General features: G+C 53.7%; 15 protein-coding genes. 7 read left to right on the top strand and 8 right to left on the bottom strand.

Annotated features, from left to right (window positions below; genetic code table 11):
• Positions 1-122 precede the first annotated feature (122 nt).
• From CLM71_RS00300 to CLM71_RS00275, 6 genes are all read left to right on the top strand, one after another.
• On the top strand, positions 123-716 hold the full coding sequence (locus CLM71_RS00300; protein ID WP_105229252.1) for a TetR/AcrR family transcriptional regulator: 594 nt from the start codon (positions 123-125) through the stop codon (positions 714-716).
• Positions 717-1,033: 317 nt separating this feature from the next.
• On the top strand, positions 1,034-2,047 hold the full coding sequence (locus tag CLM71_RS00295; RefSeq protein WP_158684772.1) for a GNAT family N-acetyltransferase: 1,014 nt from the start codon (positions 1,034-1,036) through the stop codon (positions 2,045-2,047).
• 2 nt (positions 2,048-2,049) lie between these two features.
• Positions 2,050-3,483 (top strand): FAD-binding oxidoreductase, encoded by a 1,434-nt coding sequence (locus tag CLM71_RS00290; RefSeq protein ID WP_105229250.1) that lies wholly within the window; start codon positions 2,050-2,052, stop codon positions 3,481-3,483.
• Positions 3,484-3,490: 7 nt separating this feature from the next.
• Entirely contained in the window at positions 3,491-4,645 is a 1,155-nt protein-coding gene (locus CLM71_RS00285) for an acyl-CoA dehydrogenase family protein (RefSeq protein ID WP_105229249.1), read from the top strand.
• Between the two features lie 11 nt (positions 4,646-4,656).
• A complete protein-coding gene (locus tag CLM71_RS00280; protein WP_105229248.1) occupies positions 4,657-5,160 on the top strand; it encodes a cupin domain-containing protein in 504 nt (167 codons plus the stop codon).
• Between the two features lie 215 nt (positions 5,161-5,375).
• Positions 5,376-5,963, top strand: a complete 588-nt coding sequence (locus CLM71_RS00275) for a hypothetical protein (protein WP_158684771.1) — start codon at positions 5,376-5,378, stop codon at positions 5,961-5,963.
• A 26-nt stretch (positions 5,964-5,989) separates the two neighbouring features.
• Here CLM71_RS00275 and CLM71_RS00270 read toward each other — a convergent pair whose 3' ends face one another.
• Positions 5,990-6,667, bottom strand: a complete 678-nt coding sequence (locus CLM71_RS00270) for a LuxR family transcriptional regulator (protein ID WP_158684770.1) — start codon at positions 6,665-6,667, stop codon at positions 5,990-5,992.
• Between the two features lie 471 nt (positions 6,668-7,138).
• Between CLM71_RS00270 and CLM71_RS00265 the strand changes: the two genes are divergently transcribed.
• Positions 7,139-8,536: an amidohydrolase family protein gene (locus CLM71_RS00265; RefSeq protein WP_105229245.1), complete on the top strand. Its 1,398-nt coding sequence runs from the start codon at positions 7,139-7,141 to the stop codon at positions 8,534-8,536.
• A gap of 37 nt (positions 8,537-8,573) precedes the next feature.
• Here CLM71_RS00265 and CLM71_RS00260 read toward each other — a convergent pair whose 3' ends face one another.
• The 7 genes from CLM71_RS00260 to CLM71_RS00230 form a co-directional block, all read right to left on the bottom strand.
• A complete protein-coding gene (locus CLM71_RS00260) occupies positions 8,574-9,566 on the bottom strand; it encodes an acyltransferase (RefSeq protein WP_105229244.1) in 993 nt (330 codons plus the stop codon).
• Positions 9,567-9,664: 98 nt separating this feature from the next.
• A complete protein-coding gene (locus tag CLM71_RS00255) occupies positions 9,665-9,994 on the bottom strand; it encodes a hypothetical protein (protein WP_105229243.1) in 330 nt (109 codons plus the stop codon).
• Positions 9,995-10,005: 11 nt separating this feature from the next.
• A complete protein-coding gene (locus CLM71_RS00250; RefSeq protein WP_105229242.1) occupies positions 10,006-12,315 on the bottom strand; it encodes a type VI secretion system Vgr family protein in 2,310 nt (769 codons plus the stop codon).
• A gap of 258 nt (positions 12,316-12,573) precedes the next feature.
• On the bottom strand, positions 12,574-14,415 hold the full coding sequence (selB, locus tag CLM71_RS00245; protein ID WP_105229241.1) for a selenocysteine-specific translation elongation factor: 1,842 nt from the start codon (positions 14,413-14,415) through the stop codon (positions 12,574-12,576).
• Positions 14,412-15,803: an L-seryl-tRNA(Sec) selenium transferase gene (selA, locus tag CLM71_RS00240; RefSeq protein ID WP_105229240.1), complete on the bottom strand. Its 1,392-nt coding sequence runs from the start codon at positions 15,801-15,803 to the stop codon at positions 14,412-14,414. Before selA ends, selB begins: the two co-directional genes overlap by 4 nt.
• Positions 15,804-15,877: 74 nt before the next feature.
• A complete protein-coding gene (locus tag CLM71_RS00235) occupies positions 15,878-16,483 on the bottom strand; it encodes a glutathione S-transferase (protein ID WP_105229239.1) in 606 nt (201 codons plus the stop codon).
• Positions 16,484-16,518: 35 nt separating this feature from the next.
• Positions 16,519-17,154, bottom strand: coding sequence for a DcrB-related protein (locus CLM71_RS00230; protein WP_105233171.1), 636 nt, complete (start codon positions 17,152-17,154; stop codon positions 16,519-16,521).
• Positions 17,155-17,213 lie beyond the last annotated feature (59 nt).

Below are 17,213 nucleotides of genomic sequence, written 5' to 3'. Positions count from 1 at the left end.
AATCCGATTTTTTATCAAAAACATAGTTTTGTAAAACCAACTACAAAAAGCTAGCGTACTTGTGAAATCAAGTCAACAGACTTATGTTATTCCCACTACACAATGGTGGGAGAAAAAATTTAATGGCTAAGCTAGGCAGGCCTGCCAGCTTTAATCGTGAAGTGGCCCTCAAACAAGCGATGGACATCTTTTGGTCCAAAGGGTATATCGGCACTCAACTGGTGGATCTCACCACTGCGATGAAGATCAATCCGCCAAGTTTCTATGCGGCATTTGGCAGCAAAAAGCAGGCGTTCTATGAAGCCGTTGAACTGTACATCAGCTCAATTGGCTCCAAATCCATGATAAAACTGATGGAAAGCGACACTGCAGCGAATGGGCTATGCGCCATGCTGGAATCGACGGTAAAAATTGCGCGGTCAAATGAGGCTGGCGGATGTTTACTGATGCTGAGCCTGATCAATCCGATGCCAAATTCCGATGAAGAATGGCTTTATTTAAAAAATATTCGCCAAAAGACATTATCTCTGATCTGCGCACGCATTGAGCAAGGTATCGCCGACGGCGATTTGCCGAAAAGCACCCAGGCCAAAGCCTTGGCATCATTCTTTTTCGGCATCACCCAAGCCATCTCTCTTCAAGCCAGAGATGGGGCATCTGAAGAAGAACTGACAAGCCTAATAGAGCCGGCAATGTCGGTGCTCTCGCCAAAATAAGCCCCCTTTTGGTTAAAATTCTCAAGGGGGCTTCTTCCCCCTTGCCTCAAAAACGCAGCAATGCGACTCCGTTTTTAAAACACATTTTATCCTGCAGTCTGGCTGCCCTCACCTCTCTTATGACCATAGCGGACTATCAATCACACATTGAAATTATACTCAGAATATATTTTATAATTTATAAATAATAAACAATGAATCATATTAATTGAAAAACCTATACAGGTGGATAGTATTAATAAAAAAAAGGTTGGTATATTATCGTCGAAACGATCATGTTGGAGGTGATTATAATCGCTTATCATAAGGATGAGATAATGTACGAAGAAAACAAAAAAACATCTGACGACATATTACCAAACAATCTGGCTGGGTCATTAAGTGACATAATAAACTCCAAGAGTTATGCTAGAAAAACAAAAGATGGCATTTTGGAAATAAAAACGGAAAATTATAAATCGAGGTTATACACAGACAAAGACAGCCCAAAAATTTTGCATCATAGCTTTAACTCCATCAATGAAAAATCTAAAGTAACGCCTTACAAAGATATGGTTGACTTCTTCCATAGTATGGCAAGTGAAAATAAAATCATTCAGACAAAAATAAGTCCTGAAAATTCAGATTTAATTATTGACGCCATGGATATTGGTTTCAGTTATTGCGGGATCACGAAATCAATTGACGCCAATGGAATATTCAAAGATGTGGCCCTGTTTTTTTTAACGAAAGACACGCTAATAGATATTCCGAAAAGAAAATTAACCTTATTCCCGCAGGCGGGTATTAGCGACGGAGTATTAACGCTACGGGCCACTTCTGCTGAAGACTGCAACATTCTTTATCACGATCAGTGTGACTTAACGACACGGTATTGGTCAATTTATCCTGAGAGCAGCTTCCATACTATCGCTAAAGAAGCCAATTTGGCGGTTCTAAGGTGGATTGCCGGTGAGAAAATGAATATTTCCATTATTGAAAATGGATCTAAAGAATTAGTCGGAAGAATGAGCCTAAGGCCAGTCATTCCACCCAAAGTTGCAGATGTTGGATACGGTATATTTAAAAACTTCAGAGGGAAAGGTTATTCAAGTCGAGCTCTGAAATTATTTACCCATTGGGCATTTTCCACGGCAGGTTACATGCGAATTGAACTTGGAGTTAAGGTGGGGAATACCGCATCTGAACGTACAGCGATTAATGCTGGCTATCATTTCGAAGGCCTCTGCCGAGGGAGGCTAATCAATAATGATGGTTCATTCAGCGATCAGCTAAGCTATGTTAAATTAAACCCAACGATTGTCATAAAGGCTATTGGCATTAAGGATTAAAGATGAAAAATAAATTTTTAACTGAGATCTCAAATAACATTGGTGAGGGGATAGCACATGATTATGAGTACCTCAAAGATAATGTCAGCGGTTATAAAAAACGCCGTGTTAGTGGAATTCTTACGCCTAAAACATTGGCTGAGGTAAGGGGAATAATCAATCTGGCAAAGACATTTCCCGGCGTTCAACTGCACCCTGTCAGTGTAGGATATAACTGGGGATTAGGTTCTAAGGAAGATATCGCCGAGGGTTCATATTTATTAGAACTGAAGCGACTAAATAATATTCAGAAAATGGATCTTACCGAAGGTTGGGCAATCATTGAGCCGGGCGTAACACAAGCTGATCTATCACAAAAATTACGTGGCTCAAATAGGTTTATTAACATTACAGCCTCTTCTTCTCATTCCAGCTTCCTGGGCAATGCCATGGATCGGGGTGTGGGGTTACGCCATCAGCGAACCGAGGATCTGGTAGGGCTTGAGGTTCTACTCCCTGACGGCAAACTCATCCGCGTCGGCTGGTGGCCAACAGATAAACCGACTCCTATTTATCCTCATGGTATCGGGCCGTCTCTAGTTCAGTTTTTCACACAGTCCAGTTTTGGTATTGTTACCGCCGGTGTAATTAGGCTGCACCAGAGGGCAGAATTCACACGCGTACTTCGTTTCACTTTCCAACGAGATAATTTGTCGCAGGCCATCTTGCTATTGCAGAAATGGGTCGCCAATAAAATAAACAGTGGTGTGCTAAAAATATATGACACCATGGCAAATCAAACATATGGCGGAAAAAATAATACTTATACGGTACATATGTGCATCGATGGTCTGAAAGAGCATGTCAATATAACCACCAACTTCATAATTAAAGAGTGTACTCACAGTAATATATTTAATGATGTCGAATATTTTGATGATAAGAATAATAACGATGAGAAAAAAGATATCATTGCAAAATTAGTTAATGCTGCACATGTTGGCGAGACGCTCTATAATGATGAGTTACTGGCGCAGACCTTAGGGGAATCGCACAGTAACATCGATGAACATGGCAAAGGCTGGCTTTTCTTTTTGCCCTTAATTCCATTTACACCACAAGCACTTACCCAAGCTTACGCCATTATTTATGATATAAAAAATAAAACGGGCATAACGTGCGGCGCCACCATCAATTCATTAAACGAGCAAATTATTGATCTCGTAGTCTCTATCTGTTTCGACAAGAATTCAGATGAGAAAGATCGCGCATTTCATGCGTTAGACTTATTACACCAGCAGTTTAACGATTGTGGTTTTATACCTTACCGCCTAGATATTGATCATGCCCATTGGGCACGAAAAATCACACCAAATGAAAGTGAATATAATTTCATCAAAGAATTAAAATTATATTTAGACAGTAACAACCTTATCAGCAACGATCGATACTTATAGGTGAAAAATGACCAGGCTAACATTCTCAAGTATTCTTTCTGATTCAAAAAATTTCGCTCTCCATTTATCAGAACGGACACGTGAAATTGAAATTGAACGACGACTCCCCGACGATATTGTAGAACAACTCCGTAAAATTGGTGTGTTTAGCATGAATATGCCGTCAAGCTGGGGAGGTCCGGAATTGAATTCAATGCAACAGACCCAGGTTATCGAGCAAATTGCAGTGGGGGATGCCGCCGTCGCTTGGTGTGCGATGATTGGCAGCGACTCTGGCATCTATTCTGGTTTCTTATCAGAACCCGTCGCCAAAAAACTATTCGCCCTCGATACCATTACCGCCGGCTGGATCCACCCGCAAGGTTCTGCCACCAAGGTTGAAGGTGGATACCTGGTAAATGGGAAATGGCGTTTCGGCAGCGGGCTGAGCCATTGTGACTTACTCAACGCCGGCTGCTACGTTTACGAAAATGGCAAACAAGCGCTGGACGAAAACGGACAGCCTGTTTGGCGCGTTATGGTGGCCCATCCAACCCAGTACCAATTGGGCGATGGGTGGCATACCACAGGTTTGGCCGGCAGCGGCAGCAGAGATTATTCCGCAAAAGATTTATTTGTACCGGAGGAGCATAGTTTCAGTTTCTATGAACCCCATCGATCAGGGCCGTTGCATGATACGCCAGATGCAATCCTGCGAAATATGCCAGGAATCCCGTTGGGGGTCGCACGCGCTGCGATTGATTATGTGCATTCCCTAGTCAATACCAAGATAGATCGGAATACGCAAACTGCATGGTCCAAAAGCCCAAGGATACAGCTGGCAATCGCAAAATGCGAAATGGCGCTATTTTCCGCCAGGAGCGCAGTCTACACGTCTTTGTCTGAACAATGGTACGCCTTAGAAAATAATGGTGAACTCAATACCGGACAGCGTATTCATCCTGCCATGGCAAGACAGAATGCTTTTCAGACTTCTCGCAGTATCGTATCAACGTTGTACGACCTAGTCGGGGGCGCGTCTATCTATAGTCATGAAACGCCAATGGATCGCTGGCTACGGGATCTAAACACCATCTGTCAGCATGCCGTCGCTCAAGAAAGTATTCTCCAAACATGCGGGCAATTCTTATTAGATAAACAGACGAATAATCCATTTATTTAAGAGAGTAATCTATGAATAAAAAAATCAATCAGTTAACCGACTATCCTTTGCATGTGAAAAATACGGCAGGTGAGCCTGTCTGGCTTAGTGGTGATGTCTATTCCGTAAAGCTAACCAATGAACAAACGGGTGGGAAAATATCATTTATTGACTCATCAGTACCTCCCGGCGGCGGCCCGCCGGAGCATATACATGCTGACTCCGACGAGATTATTTTCGTTGCCGCCGGAGAGGTTGAGATTACCGTAGGAGAAAACCGCTATGCCGCCACACAAGGTGACCTGGTTTATATCCCCAGAAATACGCCACATTGCTTTAGCAACCTGAGCTTGCATTATGCCAGGCTACTTTTTTACTTTAATCCTGCCGGGATAGAGAAGTTTTTTATAGAAGCAGGAAAGCCCGCCAGCGCCGGAATTTTACCGCCAGTTTATGATGATGAACATAACAAGAATGCAGTGGCCATTGGAATAAAGTACAATACCTTCCAGAAAAAAAATCATCAAAACAACTAAAGACATAAAAAGAATTTTAATAGTACCATGCGTTTTGGCTGGGAATGCCTTGTGCATAAGGTTATAGGCATTCCCGCCATGTTATTAACATTGATATTATTTAGGTAATAAAAATGACGTTTTGTACAATCAGATCCGTAACCCCTCTCAACGATTATATATTCAGAGTAAAAGTTACTGCCGATCGCGATATCAATTTTTTACCCGGACAGAATTTGAAAATTACCATGGAAGATGGAATTTCAAGATATTTCTCCATAGCTTCATCAGTACAAGATGATAACAACTTCGAACTCCATATCGCCAGCTCTAGCAGCAAGGACAGCATTATAAATAACCTCTTGAGAATGCACCGTTTCGAAGTACAGATTCCATTAGGGAAAGCATGGTTCCGTTGTGATTCACAACGCCCTGTGATACTCATTGCATTCGGGTCCGGTTTCTCCTATATCCGTTCAATATTCCTATCATGCCTTTCAACGCATCGTGAGCAACCTGTTTTCCTATATTGGATCGCCAGGGATGAGCAAAGTTTTTATGAAATTGACATGATTAATAAAATATCTAAAAAAAACCCTATGATCACATTCACTAAAATCATTGAAAAACGGATGAAAACTTCAGTTCAAGAATATAATAAAACAAATAAAATCCTTTCAGATCGCCATCCTGATATGTCAATGTTCGATATATATATAGCGGGTAGGAATGAAACGGTCAAAGCACTCATAGATAGACTCCATGCCAATAATAAGGCTAAAAAATCCAGAATTTTCAGTGATTCTTTTTCATCAAGTGAATGAACCAACAGGATAAGTTTATAAAAATGTCAATATTCGGCACACTGATACTCTACAGCGCATCTTATTGTTTGTTTCATATTTATCGTGCCGAATTTTTTCAATATGTTTCCAACATGAAACTTAACAGTAACTTCCTTGATAGAAAGTATAATACTTATCTCATTGTATGTTTTCCCTTGCGACGCCCAATAAACAACCTGTTTTTCTCTTTCAGTCAGGCCTATCTTATTATTAATTTCGTTATGTTCCCTATCAATAAAGGATACAATTTCATTATGAATACTAGCAAGACTTTCTTGTATTAAGCATTTGATTTCTTCGATCCACACCTCTACACCCGTGTTACAACCAATATGACAAACGCTAAGTGCCACAAAGTTATTTTTATGATCGTGTAACGGGAATGTATATCCTGATAGAGAAGATGATGCTAAATTAGCATTTAGCTTTAGATTCTCGACAGTATCAAATTTTTTATGGCTCTGATCCTGCCATTGGAACGGTATGATGCTATTTCTTGCCCCAACAAGTATCGGGTCTATTTTATGAAAAGAAAATTTCCTGTACTTTTCAATCCAACTCTTGGGGAAGTTTGACATGATAATTGGATCGCTTTTTTGGTACTTTGACTGAATCACATATGAATAATGTGGGACGCCAAATGCCTCCATGGTGTTTTTAATCTGCTGAGAGAACTCTTCCATAATTATATCCATGCATCCACTCATAAACACACCCCATATAATTAAATTATCTTATGTATTGAAAGTAAATAATTATGAAAAATAATCAATGCCGTGCGGGATCACTGTATATTTTAACGACAACATGTTATTTGTCTACCCGGTTGATTTATTCTGAGATGTACAGCAAAAAAATAATTTCAATATTATGAATATTACACGGACAAACCATTCACATAACAAATAAAAAACATCAAAAATATATTTTAAATTGGGATTAATCTTCTAGCCTTAAGAATATGCTAATTATTCCTGACAAAGCAGACTGCGAAAGGAGAAGGTCGCCGATAGTTTTAGTGAGTCTTAACCTCACAGTGCTCCGCCATCATTACCAAATCGAATAATCACCAGTGGCAAATGTCGCTGCCAACCCCGGCGCGACTTTTTTAGATTAATGGCTGCAACACAACACCTCTGGATAAGGAACCGATTGTGGAAAACAGCCAACAACAAAGCCGCAGAACCTTTCTCAGCCAAACCGGCAAGCTGACCACCGCCTGCGCGGTGCTCGGCCTCAGCGGCGGCGTGGCGCAGGCGGCCACGCCCGACAATAGCGCCCCCTGCGCCGCGCCGGCATCGCCGATGACCCTCACCGACCGCCACTACCTGCTGAGCGACGTCCTGCTGGAAGAGGGCTTCGAATACGACGGCGACACGGTGATCGGCACCCGCACCGCGCGCTACACGCTGGAGATTAAAGACGGCAACATCGCGGCGCTGCACCCGGCCGGCGCCACGCCGCCCGCCGCTCTGCCGCGCTATTCGGCAGGCGGCCAGTTGCTGCTGCCCGGCACGCGCGATATGCATATCCACCTGGATAAAACCTTCTACGGCGGCCCGTGGCAGGCGCCGCGCCCGCGCCAGGGCAAAACCATTATGGATATGATTGCGCTGGAGCAGACGCTGATCCCCAAACTGCTGCCGACCTCGCAGCAGCGCGCCGAAGGGTTGATCGCCCTGCTGCAGTCCAAAGGCAGTACGGTGGCGCGCAGCCACTGCAATATCGACCCGGTCAGCGGGCTGAAAAGTCTTGAACACCTGCAGCGTGCGCTGGAAAATCAGCGCGCCGGCTTCAGCTGCGAGATCGTCGCCTTCCCGCAGCACGGCCTGCTGCATTCAAAGGTGGATGCGCTGATGCGCGAAGCGATGCAGATGGGAGTGCAGTACGTCGGCGGTCTCGACCCGACCAACGTCGACGGCGCGATGGAGAAATCGCTCGACGCCATGTTCCAGATCGCACTCGACAGCGGCAAGGGTGTCGATATTCACCTGCATGAAACCAGCCCGGCGGGCGTCGCGGCCATCGACTATATGATTGCCACCGTCGAGAAAAACCCGGCGCTGCGCGGCAAGGTCACCATCAGCCACGCCTTCGCGCTCAGCACGCTGGATGAAGGACGCGTGGCGGAGACCGCCGAACGGCTGGCGGCGCAGCAGATAACCATCGCCTCGACGGTGCCGATCGGCAGCCTGATGATGCCGCTGCCGCAGCTGAGTGAAAAAGGGGTATTTGTGATGACCGGCACCGACAGCGTGATCGACCACTGGTCGCCGTTCGGCAGCGGCGATATGCTGGAAAAAGCCAACCTCTATGCCCAGCTGTACCGGGGTTCGGACGAGTTCCACCTGTCGCGTTCCCTGGCCATTGCCACCGGCAACGTGCTGCCGCTGAACGATAAAGGCCAGCGCGTGTGGCCGCAGGCCGGCGACGACGCCGGCTTTATGCTGGTCGACGCCAGCTGTTCGGCCGAAGCGGTGGCGCGCATGTCGCCGCGCCGCGCCACTTTCCATCAGGGGCGTCTGGTGTACGGCAGCGTCACCATAGCCTGAGGCGAATAACGGCTGCGGCGGCTATGCCGCAGCCCGTTCAGGACACCAGCCGGCGGCGGTCGATTTTCTGCAGCCCGGCGGACAGCAGCAGGCTCAGGCCCAGCGCCAGGCCGAACACCCAGAAAATATCCAGCAGCGGATGGCCGCCGAGATCCCAGCCCTGATGGCGCACCAGATTGACAATCAGGGCGTGCAGGCCGTAGATCGCCAGCGAATGGCGGGAGAATACCGCCAGCCAGCCCACCGGCTGCGCCAGGCAGTTTTTAAACCACACCAGCAGCGACACCGCCGCGATAAACACCAGCGGGTTGGCATACAGGTAGTAGGTGGCGGCAAAATTGCCGTTAATCAGCGACTGATGCCGGGTGCCGATGATAATCAACGCCACACTGCCGACAAAGGCCAGCGCCGCCAGCAGGCTGACGCCGCGTCGTCCGGTATCCATCATGCCGATCGCCCGCCCGGCCAGCGCATACAGCAGGTAGTAGAAGGTATCGCCGGCGATATACAGGTTAACCGGCAGCAGGTGCACGCCGTCGATGGCGAACTTATCGGTATTCGGGTTGGCCATCACCGCCAGAATCAGCAGCGCCGCCGCCAGATAGCGGCCGGATACCGGCTTGACGTTGATCAGCGGCGACAGCAGATAAACCACCACGATGGCGTAGAAAAACCACAGGTGATAGAACACCGGTTTTTGCAGCAGCGTGCGCAATGAAGGCCAGAAGCCAATCTTGGTGAAGAAGGCGATATACGCCAGCGCCACGGCGCTGTAGAACAAAATACAGCAGCCGATCCGCACAAAGTGTTTGCGGTTGGCGCTGCGCTCGCCGAAGAACAGGTAGCCGGAGATCATAAAGAACAGCGGCACCGCCGCGCGGGACAGTGCATTGAGCAGGTTGGCCGCATCCCAGGCGAGGCTGCCCAGTTTCTCCGGCGTGGTCAGCAGCGCGGTGGTGGCGTGGATCATCACCACCATCAGGCACGCTACGGCGCGTAAGTTATCTATCCAGCCAATTTTATTGCTCATCCACGCCCTTGCATGTCACTTATCGTTAACGAAGTTACAGCGCAGGGTATAGCGTGCGGATTTGGGCGACAAGCCCAACGCGCACTATCAGATTCGGCCTAGCGGTCTTTATCAAACACAAACGCGATATGGTCGTCGTCCAGATAGCGGATCGTCACTTCACTGCCTTTTTGCACCTTCGACGAATAGAAGGCCGGGATGGTCTCCCTGCCCTCCACCTGTTTGGTGCCGCCGCCTTCCGGCCACGACAGCCGGTAGCGGATATTGACGCTGCCGGTATCGTTGGCGCTGCGGTAATGCACTTCCTCCACGCGCGCCAGCAGCTCCCGTCCCTGGGCGTCTATCTTGTGGTCGCGGTAAAACAGGTGGGCGATATATGCAAAAAAACCCGCAAAAATAATCACGGAAATAATGATAGCGAACTTCATAACTATATCCCTCAGCCTATGATTGTCAGGCCGTTAAACTGCGACATGATCTGCCCAACCTGCACCATTGCCTGACCAAACTCCACCCGCCCCTCTTTGGTCGAGAGATCAAAACCGGTCTTGTCGAATTTCATCGTTGCCAGACCGAGTTTTCCGCCGACGGTAATGGTGGTGGAATAGCCCTCCGTCACCACCTTCGCCGCCGTGAAATCGAACGAGAACATCGACATAGTCTCTTTATGGTCCTTGTACTCCAGCGCCGCCGGCGTTTTGATACTGACCTTAACCTTACTGTCGATGGTAATCATCTGATCTGAGGTCAGCGTCATGCCCTCTTTGGCATCCTGCTTCCAATTACCGAGAATTTTGGTGTCGACATTTTTGGTGATCGTTTGGTTCAGGTTGCTCTGGTACTCGTCGGTAACGTCATCGGTCACGATAACATGACGTTCGCCCGTTATTTGGTCATAACGTTTGCCGTCCAGATAAAAATCCATACCATCGTTATAACGCCGGGTCACCTTTTTCGACACAATCTGCTCTTCGGTACCCACCGTCTCTACCCTGCGTTCGCCGGTAATCTTCAGCTTTTCGCCGCCGCTGGCGATCTCCGAGTTGCGGCCGTTGGTGATGGTGACCTTTTCGCCGTCCTCAAACGTTTTCGTCTCTTTCTTGGTTACCGTGGTGGTGCGCGTACCGTGGTAGATAAAGGTCGCGTCGCCGATCACCTCATCTTTCTGTTTTTTCTGAATGGTGGTGGTGCGGTTACCGTCAATGGCCACCGTTTTATCGTTCTCCACCGAAATATTCATATCCTTTTCGGCGTGCAGCTGCACCATCTCCGAGCCGGCCTTGTCCTCAAAGAACAGATGGCTGGAGTTGTCGCTGTGGCCGTCTTTGGAGCGGGTCATAAAGCCCATCATGGTGGCGCCGGCGGGCAGCGCCCACGGCGGCATGCTGGCCTCGTTATACACCCGGCCGGTGACCATCGGCCGGTCCGGGTCGCCGTTGATAAAGTCGATCACCACCTCGTCGCCGACGCGCGGGATCTGCACGCCGCCGAAGCCCTGACCGGCCCAGGCGCTGGAGACGCGCACCCAGCCGGAGCTGGTTTCGTCGCCCTTGGCCTGCCGGTCCCAATGGAATTTCACCTTCACCCGGCCGTACTTATCGGTCCAGATCGATTCGCCCTGCGGCCCCACCACCCGCGCGGTCTGCGGGCCGTGGGTGCGCGGCCACGGCGTGCGCTGCGGCGAACGGTACGGCGTATCGGCGGGGATCACCGTCATCTCGATGCGGTGCACCGCTTCGTCGCCGCCGCTGGCGTAGCTGTTTTCCTCCAGATCGTAGCGGGCGCTCAGCACCAGATACTCACCGTTGTCGCTGGCAAACGGCGGGTTGAGCAGCGTAAAGGTGCAGCCCGGCACGATGCCCAGCGCGGTGGCGGTGGCGTTAATACGCTGGTGCTCCGCCTGCCACTCCTCCTGCCGCACCCGGGCGTAAAATTCACCGTCGCCGTGCTCGACAAAATGTCCCGGCCAGTCGTAGTAGTCAATCTGCCCCGGCTGCGGCGAGCTGGGGTTCTGCCGCGCCTGGAACAGCCAGGCGTTGGGCTTGCGGAAGTCATAGTCGTCGATGCTGTAGATCCCCGGCGTCACCCGCTCGGAGATCGCCCACTGGCCGATTCCCTGTTCGCCGGTGCTGCCGCCGGACGGCGTGGCGTGATAGGGAATCACCTCATAACCACTGAACGGCTGGTGCTGCTGCGGCGCATCGTGCAGCACCAGCGTGTGTTTGTCCGCCTCGTGGCGGAAAAAGAAGTAAATCCCCTCCAGCTCCATCAGCCGGGAGATAAAGTCGTAGCTGCTCTCCTGATACTGCACGCAGTACTCCCAGCTGCGGTAGCTGCCGGAAAGCTGCTCCTCCACCTGTACGCCGTACTCGCCGAGCACCGTTCTGACGATATCCGGCACGCGCTGGTTCTGGAAGATACGCTGGTTGCGGTCCCGCTTCAGCGGCCACAGGTCAGATTCCATCGTCAGGGTGTAAACGGCGTAGCGCGCGCCGTTAATATCGGCGCTGTGCACGTTGACCGAGGTGACCTTGCCGTTGAGATAACGCGGTGCGGACAGTACGCCCTGCGTCGGAATGGTCAAAGTGATCGGCTGGCCCAGCATCGCCCGGCGGTCCAGGCGGGCATCGGTGCTGAGCAGCATCACCTGCAGTTCGAACGAGCTGGAAACCTCTTCCACCCCGCTGAGCTTCCAGAACTTCAGCGCACCGGCGCCCGCCGGCGTTGTCACAGTAATACGGTCAAACATGACTGCTTCTCCCTAAAACCAAGACGATCTTTGCTGACGATGAGCGGGATGCCAGCCTCAGCGAGAGCAGCACCATTGCTACGATACAGTTACTCTATTGTTAACACATTGCTTATAAAACAATGTGACGGAAGCCGGTTGATGCACAAAAAATCAGCATATTCTTAGATGAAAACCGCACACCAAGGCGAGAAAACGCGAAACGCTCAGCCAGGGAAAGCCCGGCTGAGCGCGCAGGAAGACAGGAGAATAGGGGGATCAGGCGTCGAACAGCCCGCGGTCGCGCAGCAGGTGCTGATTGCCTTTACGGCGGGTAAACCCGCTGCGGTCAAAGAACTCCAGCACCTGGATCGCCAGCTTGCGCCCGACGCCCAGCCGATCGCGAAAATCAGCGGCGCTGGCACCGCCCTGGCCGTCGTGCAGTTCGCGGATCAGCGCGGCGAACTGCGCCACACGCTGACTGAGATAGTAGCGGTCGACCACCACCGCGGTCACATGACCCAACTGCGCCGCCTTGCGCAGCGTGGCGCGCACCTCGGCCTCATCGGCCGCCAGCTCTGCCGCCAGATCGCGCACCCACCATGGCGCATCGCCAAACAGCGGCGCGATGCGCTGCCACAGCGCCTGCTCCTGTTCGCTAAAGGCCAGGCCATGTTCCGGCAGATGCAGCCAGCCGCGGCTGTTGCGCAACGCGCCGGCCGCCAGCAGCCGTTCGATGAGTAAAAACGCCAGCGCCTCATCCAGCGTCGGCAGCGCCATGCGCCGCAGGCGCGCGCGCCCGAGGCCCAACTGATCGCCATGCTGTTGGTGATACTCTGCCAGCACCTGCAGCAGGCGCTGCTCCGCCTGGCGGGCGTTTTCCAGCGACAGCGCCCGGCCGCCGGCCGCCAGCACCTCGTGCTCCTCCAGCAGCTGCGTCAGCCGCTCATCGCTCAGCTGGCGCGCCCAGCCAAAGGCCGCCACGTCCAGCGGCCCCTGCTGCAGCTGCAGCATCAGCCGCTGCGCATCATCCTGCGCCTGCGCCGTCTGCGTCAGCCAGTGCAGATACGCCGGCTGGCGTTTGCCGCGTTTCGGCGCCGTCAGCGCCAGTACGCGCGCTGCGCCCAGCGTTTCACGCGCGGCGATATCACGCAGCACCAGCCGATCGTCTTCCGCCAGCCACAGCGGCCGGTCGAGGATCAGTTCCGCCAGTGAATCCTGCAGCAGCGACACCCGGCCGGTGATATGGCTGGCCGCATGGTGAATATGCAGCGGCTGCCAGTGCTTCAGAGGCTGGTCCTGCTCCAGAGTCACCAGAATGCGTTCCGCCTGCAGCGCCGGCCGCTGCGCCAGCAGCCAGTCGCCGCGCGTCACGTCGCTTTTACTGACATCACCGCTGATATTCAGCGCGATACGCTGCCCGGCCTGCGCCTGCTGCGCCGACTGGTTCTGCGCATGCAGCCCGCGCACCCGCACCGGCACGTTCTGGCCGCTCAGCCACAGGGTGTCGCCCACCTTGACGCTGCCGCCCAGCGCGGTGCCGGTCACCACCAGCCCGCTGCCCTTCACGCTGAAGGCGCGGTCGACCGCCAGACGGAAACGGCGCGTCAGCGCATGCGCCGCCGGCTCAAGCGCCAGCAGATGCGCACGCAGCGCCTCAATGCCCAGATTCTGCGCCGCAGCGGTAATAAACAGCGGCGCGTCGGGCCAGCCCTGCCGCGCCAGTTCAGCCTGCACCTGCGCTTCGACTTCCGCCAGCCTCTCGGCGTCGACGCGATCGGCCTTGGTCAGCGCCACCGTCAGCGCCGGACGACCGCTCAGGCGCAGGATCGCCAGATGCTCACGGGTTTGCGGCATCACGCCGTCGTCACAAGCCACCACCAGCAGCGCGTGATCGATGCCGCCGATGCCCGCCAGCATATTGGCGAGAAATTTTTCGTGCCCCGGTACGTCGATAAAGCCCAGCACCCGCCCGTCCGGCTGCGGCCAGTAGGCATAGCCGAGATCGATGGTCATGCCGCGGCGTTTCTCCTCCGGCAGGCGATCGGCGTTGATCCCGCTGATCCCCTGCAGCAGCGTGGTTTTGCCATGGTCGACATGGCCGGCGGTGGCGATAATCATGACAAAAGCGCCTCCGCCAATGCCGCTTCCTGCGTCAGACAGCGCAGGTCGAGCCACAGTTTGCCGTCGTTAATGCGGCCGATTACCGGCTGCGGCAGCGCGCGCCACGCCTGCGCCAGACGCTCCAGGGTAGCGCCGCGGCCGTCCAGCGGCGCGAAGGTCAGCGCATAGCTCGGCAGACGATCGACCGGCAGCGAACCGCTGCCGATTTGCGACCAGCAGGGTTCGGCACCCAGTGCAAAACGGCCTGCATAGTGCGGAGACAGCTGCGCCAGCAGACGCTCGGCGGCGGTCTGCATCTCCTGCTGCGGCCGGGTCAGCATGCGCAGCGTCGGCAGCTGCTGAGCCAGCAGCTCCGGCTGTTGGTACAGGCGCAGCGTGGCCTCCAGCGCCGCCAGCGTCATTTTGCCGACGCGCAGCGCACGTTTCAGCGGGTGCTGCTGCAGCTGTGCGATCAGCGCTTTTTTGCCGACGATAATCCCGGCCTGCGGCCCGCCCAGCAGCTTGTCGCCGGAGAAGGTCACCAGATCGACGCCGTCGGCCAGCAGCCGCTGCGGCATCGGTTCCGCCGGCAGGCCGTACTGCGTCATATCAATCAGCGAACCGCTGCCCAGATCGGTGGCGGTCACCAGGCCGTGCTGCCGGCCAAGCTGCGCCAGCTGCGCCTCATCAACCGCTGCGGTAAAGCCCTGCACGCTGTAGTTGCTGGTGTGCACCTTCATCAACAGCCCGGTCTGCTCGGTAATCGCCTGCTGATAGTCTTTCAGATGGGTGCGGTTGGTAGTGCCCACCTCCACCAGCTGGCAGCCCGCCTGGCGCATCACGTCCGGGATACGGAACGCCCCGCCAATCTCCACCAGCTCGCCGCGCGACACCACCACCTGTTTGCCCGGCGCCACCGCCGCCAGCATCAGCAGCACCGCCGCGGCGTTATTGTTGACGATGCAGGCGTCTTCCGCGCCGGTCAGCTGACACAGCATATCGGCCACCGCACGGTCGCGATGGCCGCGGCCGGCGCCGTCCAGATCGTACTCCAACGTCACCGCCGCGCCCATTACCCGGCCAATCGCCGCGATTGCCGGCTGCGCCAGCTGGGCGCGTCCCAGGTTGGTGTGTAAAACGGTGCCGCTGAGATTGAACACCGTCTTCAGACGCGGCTGCTGCTGTTGCGCCAGCCGCGCCTGCAGCGCCTGCGGCCAGTCGCCGCACCACTCCGGCAGGCATCCCTGCCGTTTAATCGCCTCGCGGGCCTGCGCCTGCATCTGGCGCAGCAGTTCGCCAATCAGCGTCTGGCCGTGGCTGGCCAACAACGGTTCTATCGCCGGGTCGCGCAGCAGGCGGTCAATCGCCGGCAGCTGACTGTAAAGAGAATGGGCTTCAGTGCTCATGGTCGCTCGGTGTCAGGTGTGTTCAGGGTTGTATTCAGCAAAAACGGGGCGCGTCCGGCGCGCCCGTCAGTTCATCAGGGAGGCGAGGTGCGGGCAAAACTTTCGCGGGCGAACAGACGCTCGGCCAGTTTGACCAGCGCCGGACGCCCCACGCACCAGTTGGGCAGGATACGGCGGAAGTTGAGATAACCCAGCGCGCAGCCGGCGGCGATATCCGCCAGCGTCAGCTGCTCGCCGTTCAGCAGCGCTTTCTCCTGCGCCAGCGCTTCCAGCGCGTCCAGTCCCTGTTGCAGCTTGTCGCGCTGCCGCAGCATCCACGCTTCATCCTGTTTGCCCGCGGCGCGCAGGCTCTCGCGATACAGCAGCGACGCCGCGTCGGTCACGCCGTCCGCCAGCGCTTCGCTGCGCCGCACCCGCAGCGCCAGCGCGCGGTCGTCCGGCAGGAAGCGCGGCCCAGCAGGCAGCAGGTCCAGATATTCGGCGATCACCCGCGAGTCATAAAATGCCTCGCCGTGCTCATCGATCAGCACCGGCACTTTGGCCAGCGGGTTGTGCTCGCCTACCCGCGTCTGCGCCTCATAGGGCGGATCGTTGACGAATTCAAACGCCAGCCCCTTTTCCAGCAGCAGCACGGAAATCTTGCGGACAAAAGGGCTGGTATAACTGCCAATCAGTTTCATCTTCCCTCCCGTTGGCTGCGGGTAGGCAGCGCCGTTTATTTCACCGTCAGCGTATCAACAATGCGCTGCACCAGCGCCTGGTGCACCTCCAGCTCCTTCGCCGGCGACAGCATCTGCAGCGTAATCACGCGTTTATTGAACACCGTCAGGACAATGGTGGAAACCACTTTTTGCCCGTTGACGCTCTGTTCGGTATCCAGACGACGGAATTTCTGCTTACCGACGGTAAAGTTCTCTTCTTTGGTCTTTTCAATCTGCTTATAGCGGCCGGAAAGTTCGGTAAGCATGCTCTGCATCAGCTCACTGAGCATTTTGTCGCTGCCGTTCAGCTTCATTCCCGCCGGCGGAATCACCTCGGAGGAGACGGCGCTCTGCCGCGACTTGCCATTCAGGAAACGCTGAATGGTCGACGTATGGTCGTTAATGATGCCACTGTTTTCCGTTTGATCGCTAAAGCCGGACGGCAGCTCAAAGGTCAGCTTGCCTTGCTGCAGCGAGACGCTCAGCCCCGGCAGCGGCGCAGGCTTCTCCGGCTGCGGCGCGGGTTGGGCGGCGGTCGGTTTCGGCGCGGGCTTCGGCACCGTCGGCTGTTTGGTGTCCGAGTCATCGCAGGCGCTCAGGCCGGCGATCAGGGCCGCTACGGCGGCGAATTTCACTATCTTTTTGAACATCATCCCTTTCCTTTCGCTTTACGCGCTATGGCGTAAACGTAGCAAGACGCTCCGGCGAA

Origin of the sequence: Serratia sp. MYb239, from assembly GCF_002966855.1 — a bacterium.
Classification (GTDB): domain Bacteria; phylum Pseudomonadota; class Gammaproteobacteria; order Enterobacterales; family Enterobacteriaceae; genus Serratia_B; species Serratia_B rhizosphaerae.
This window is presented reverse-complemented; position numbering and strand designations above follow the sequence as displayed.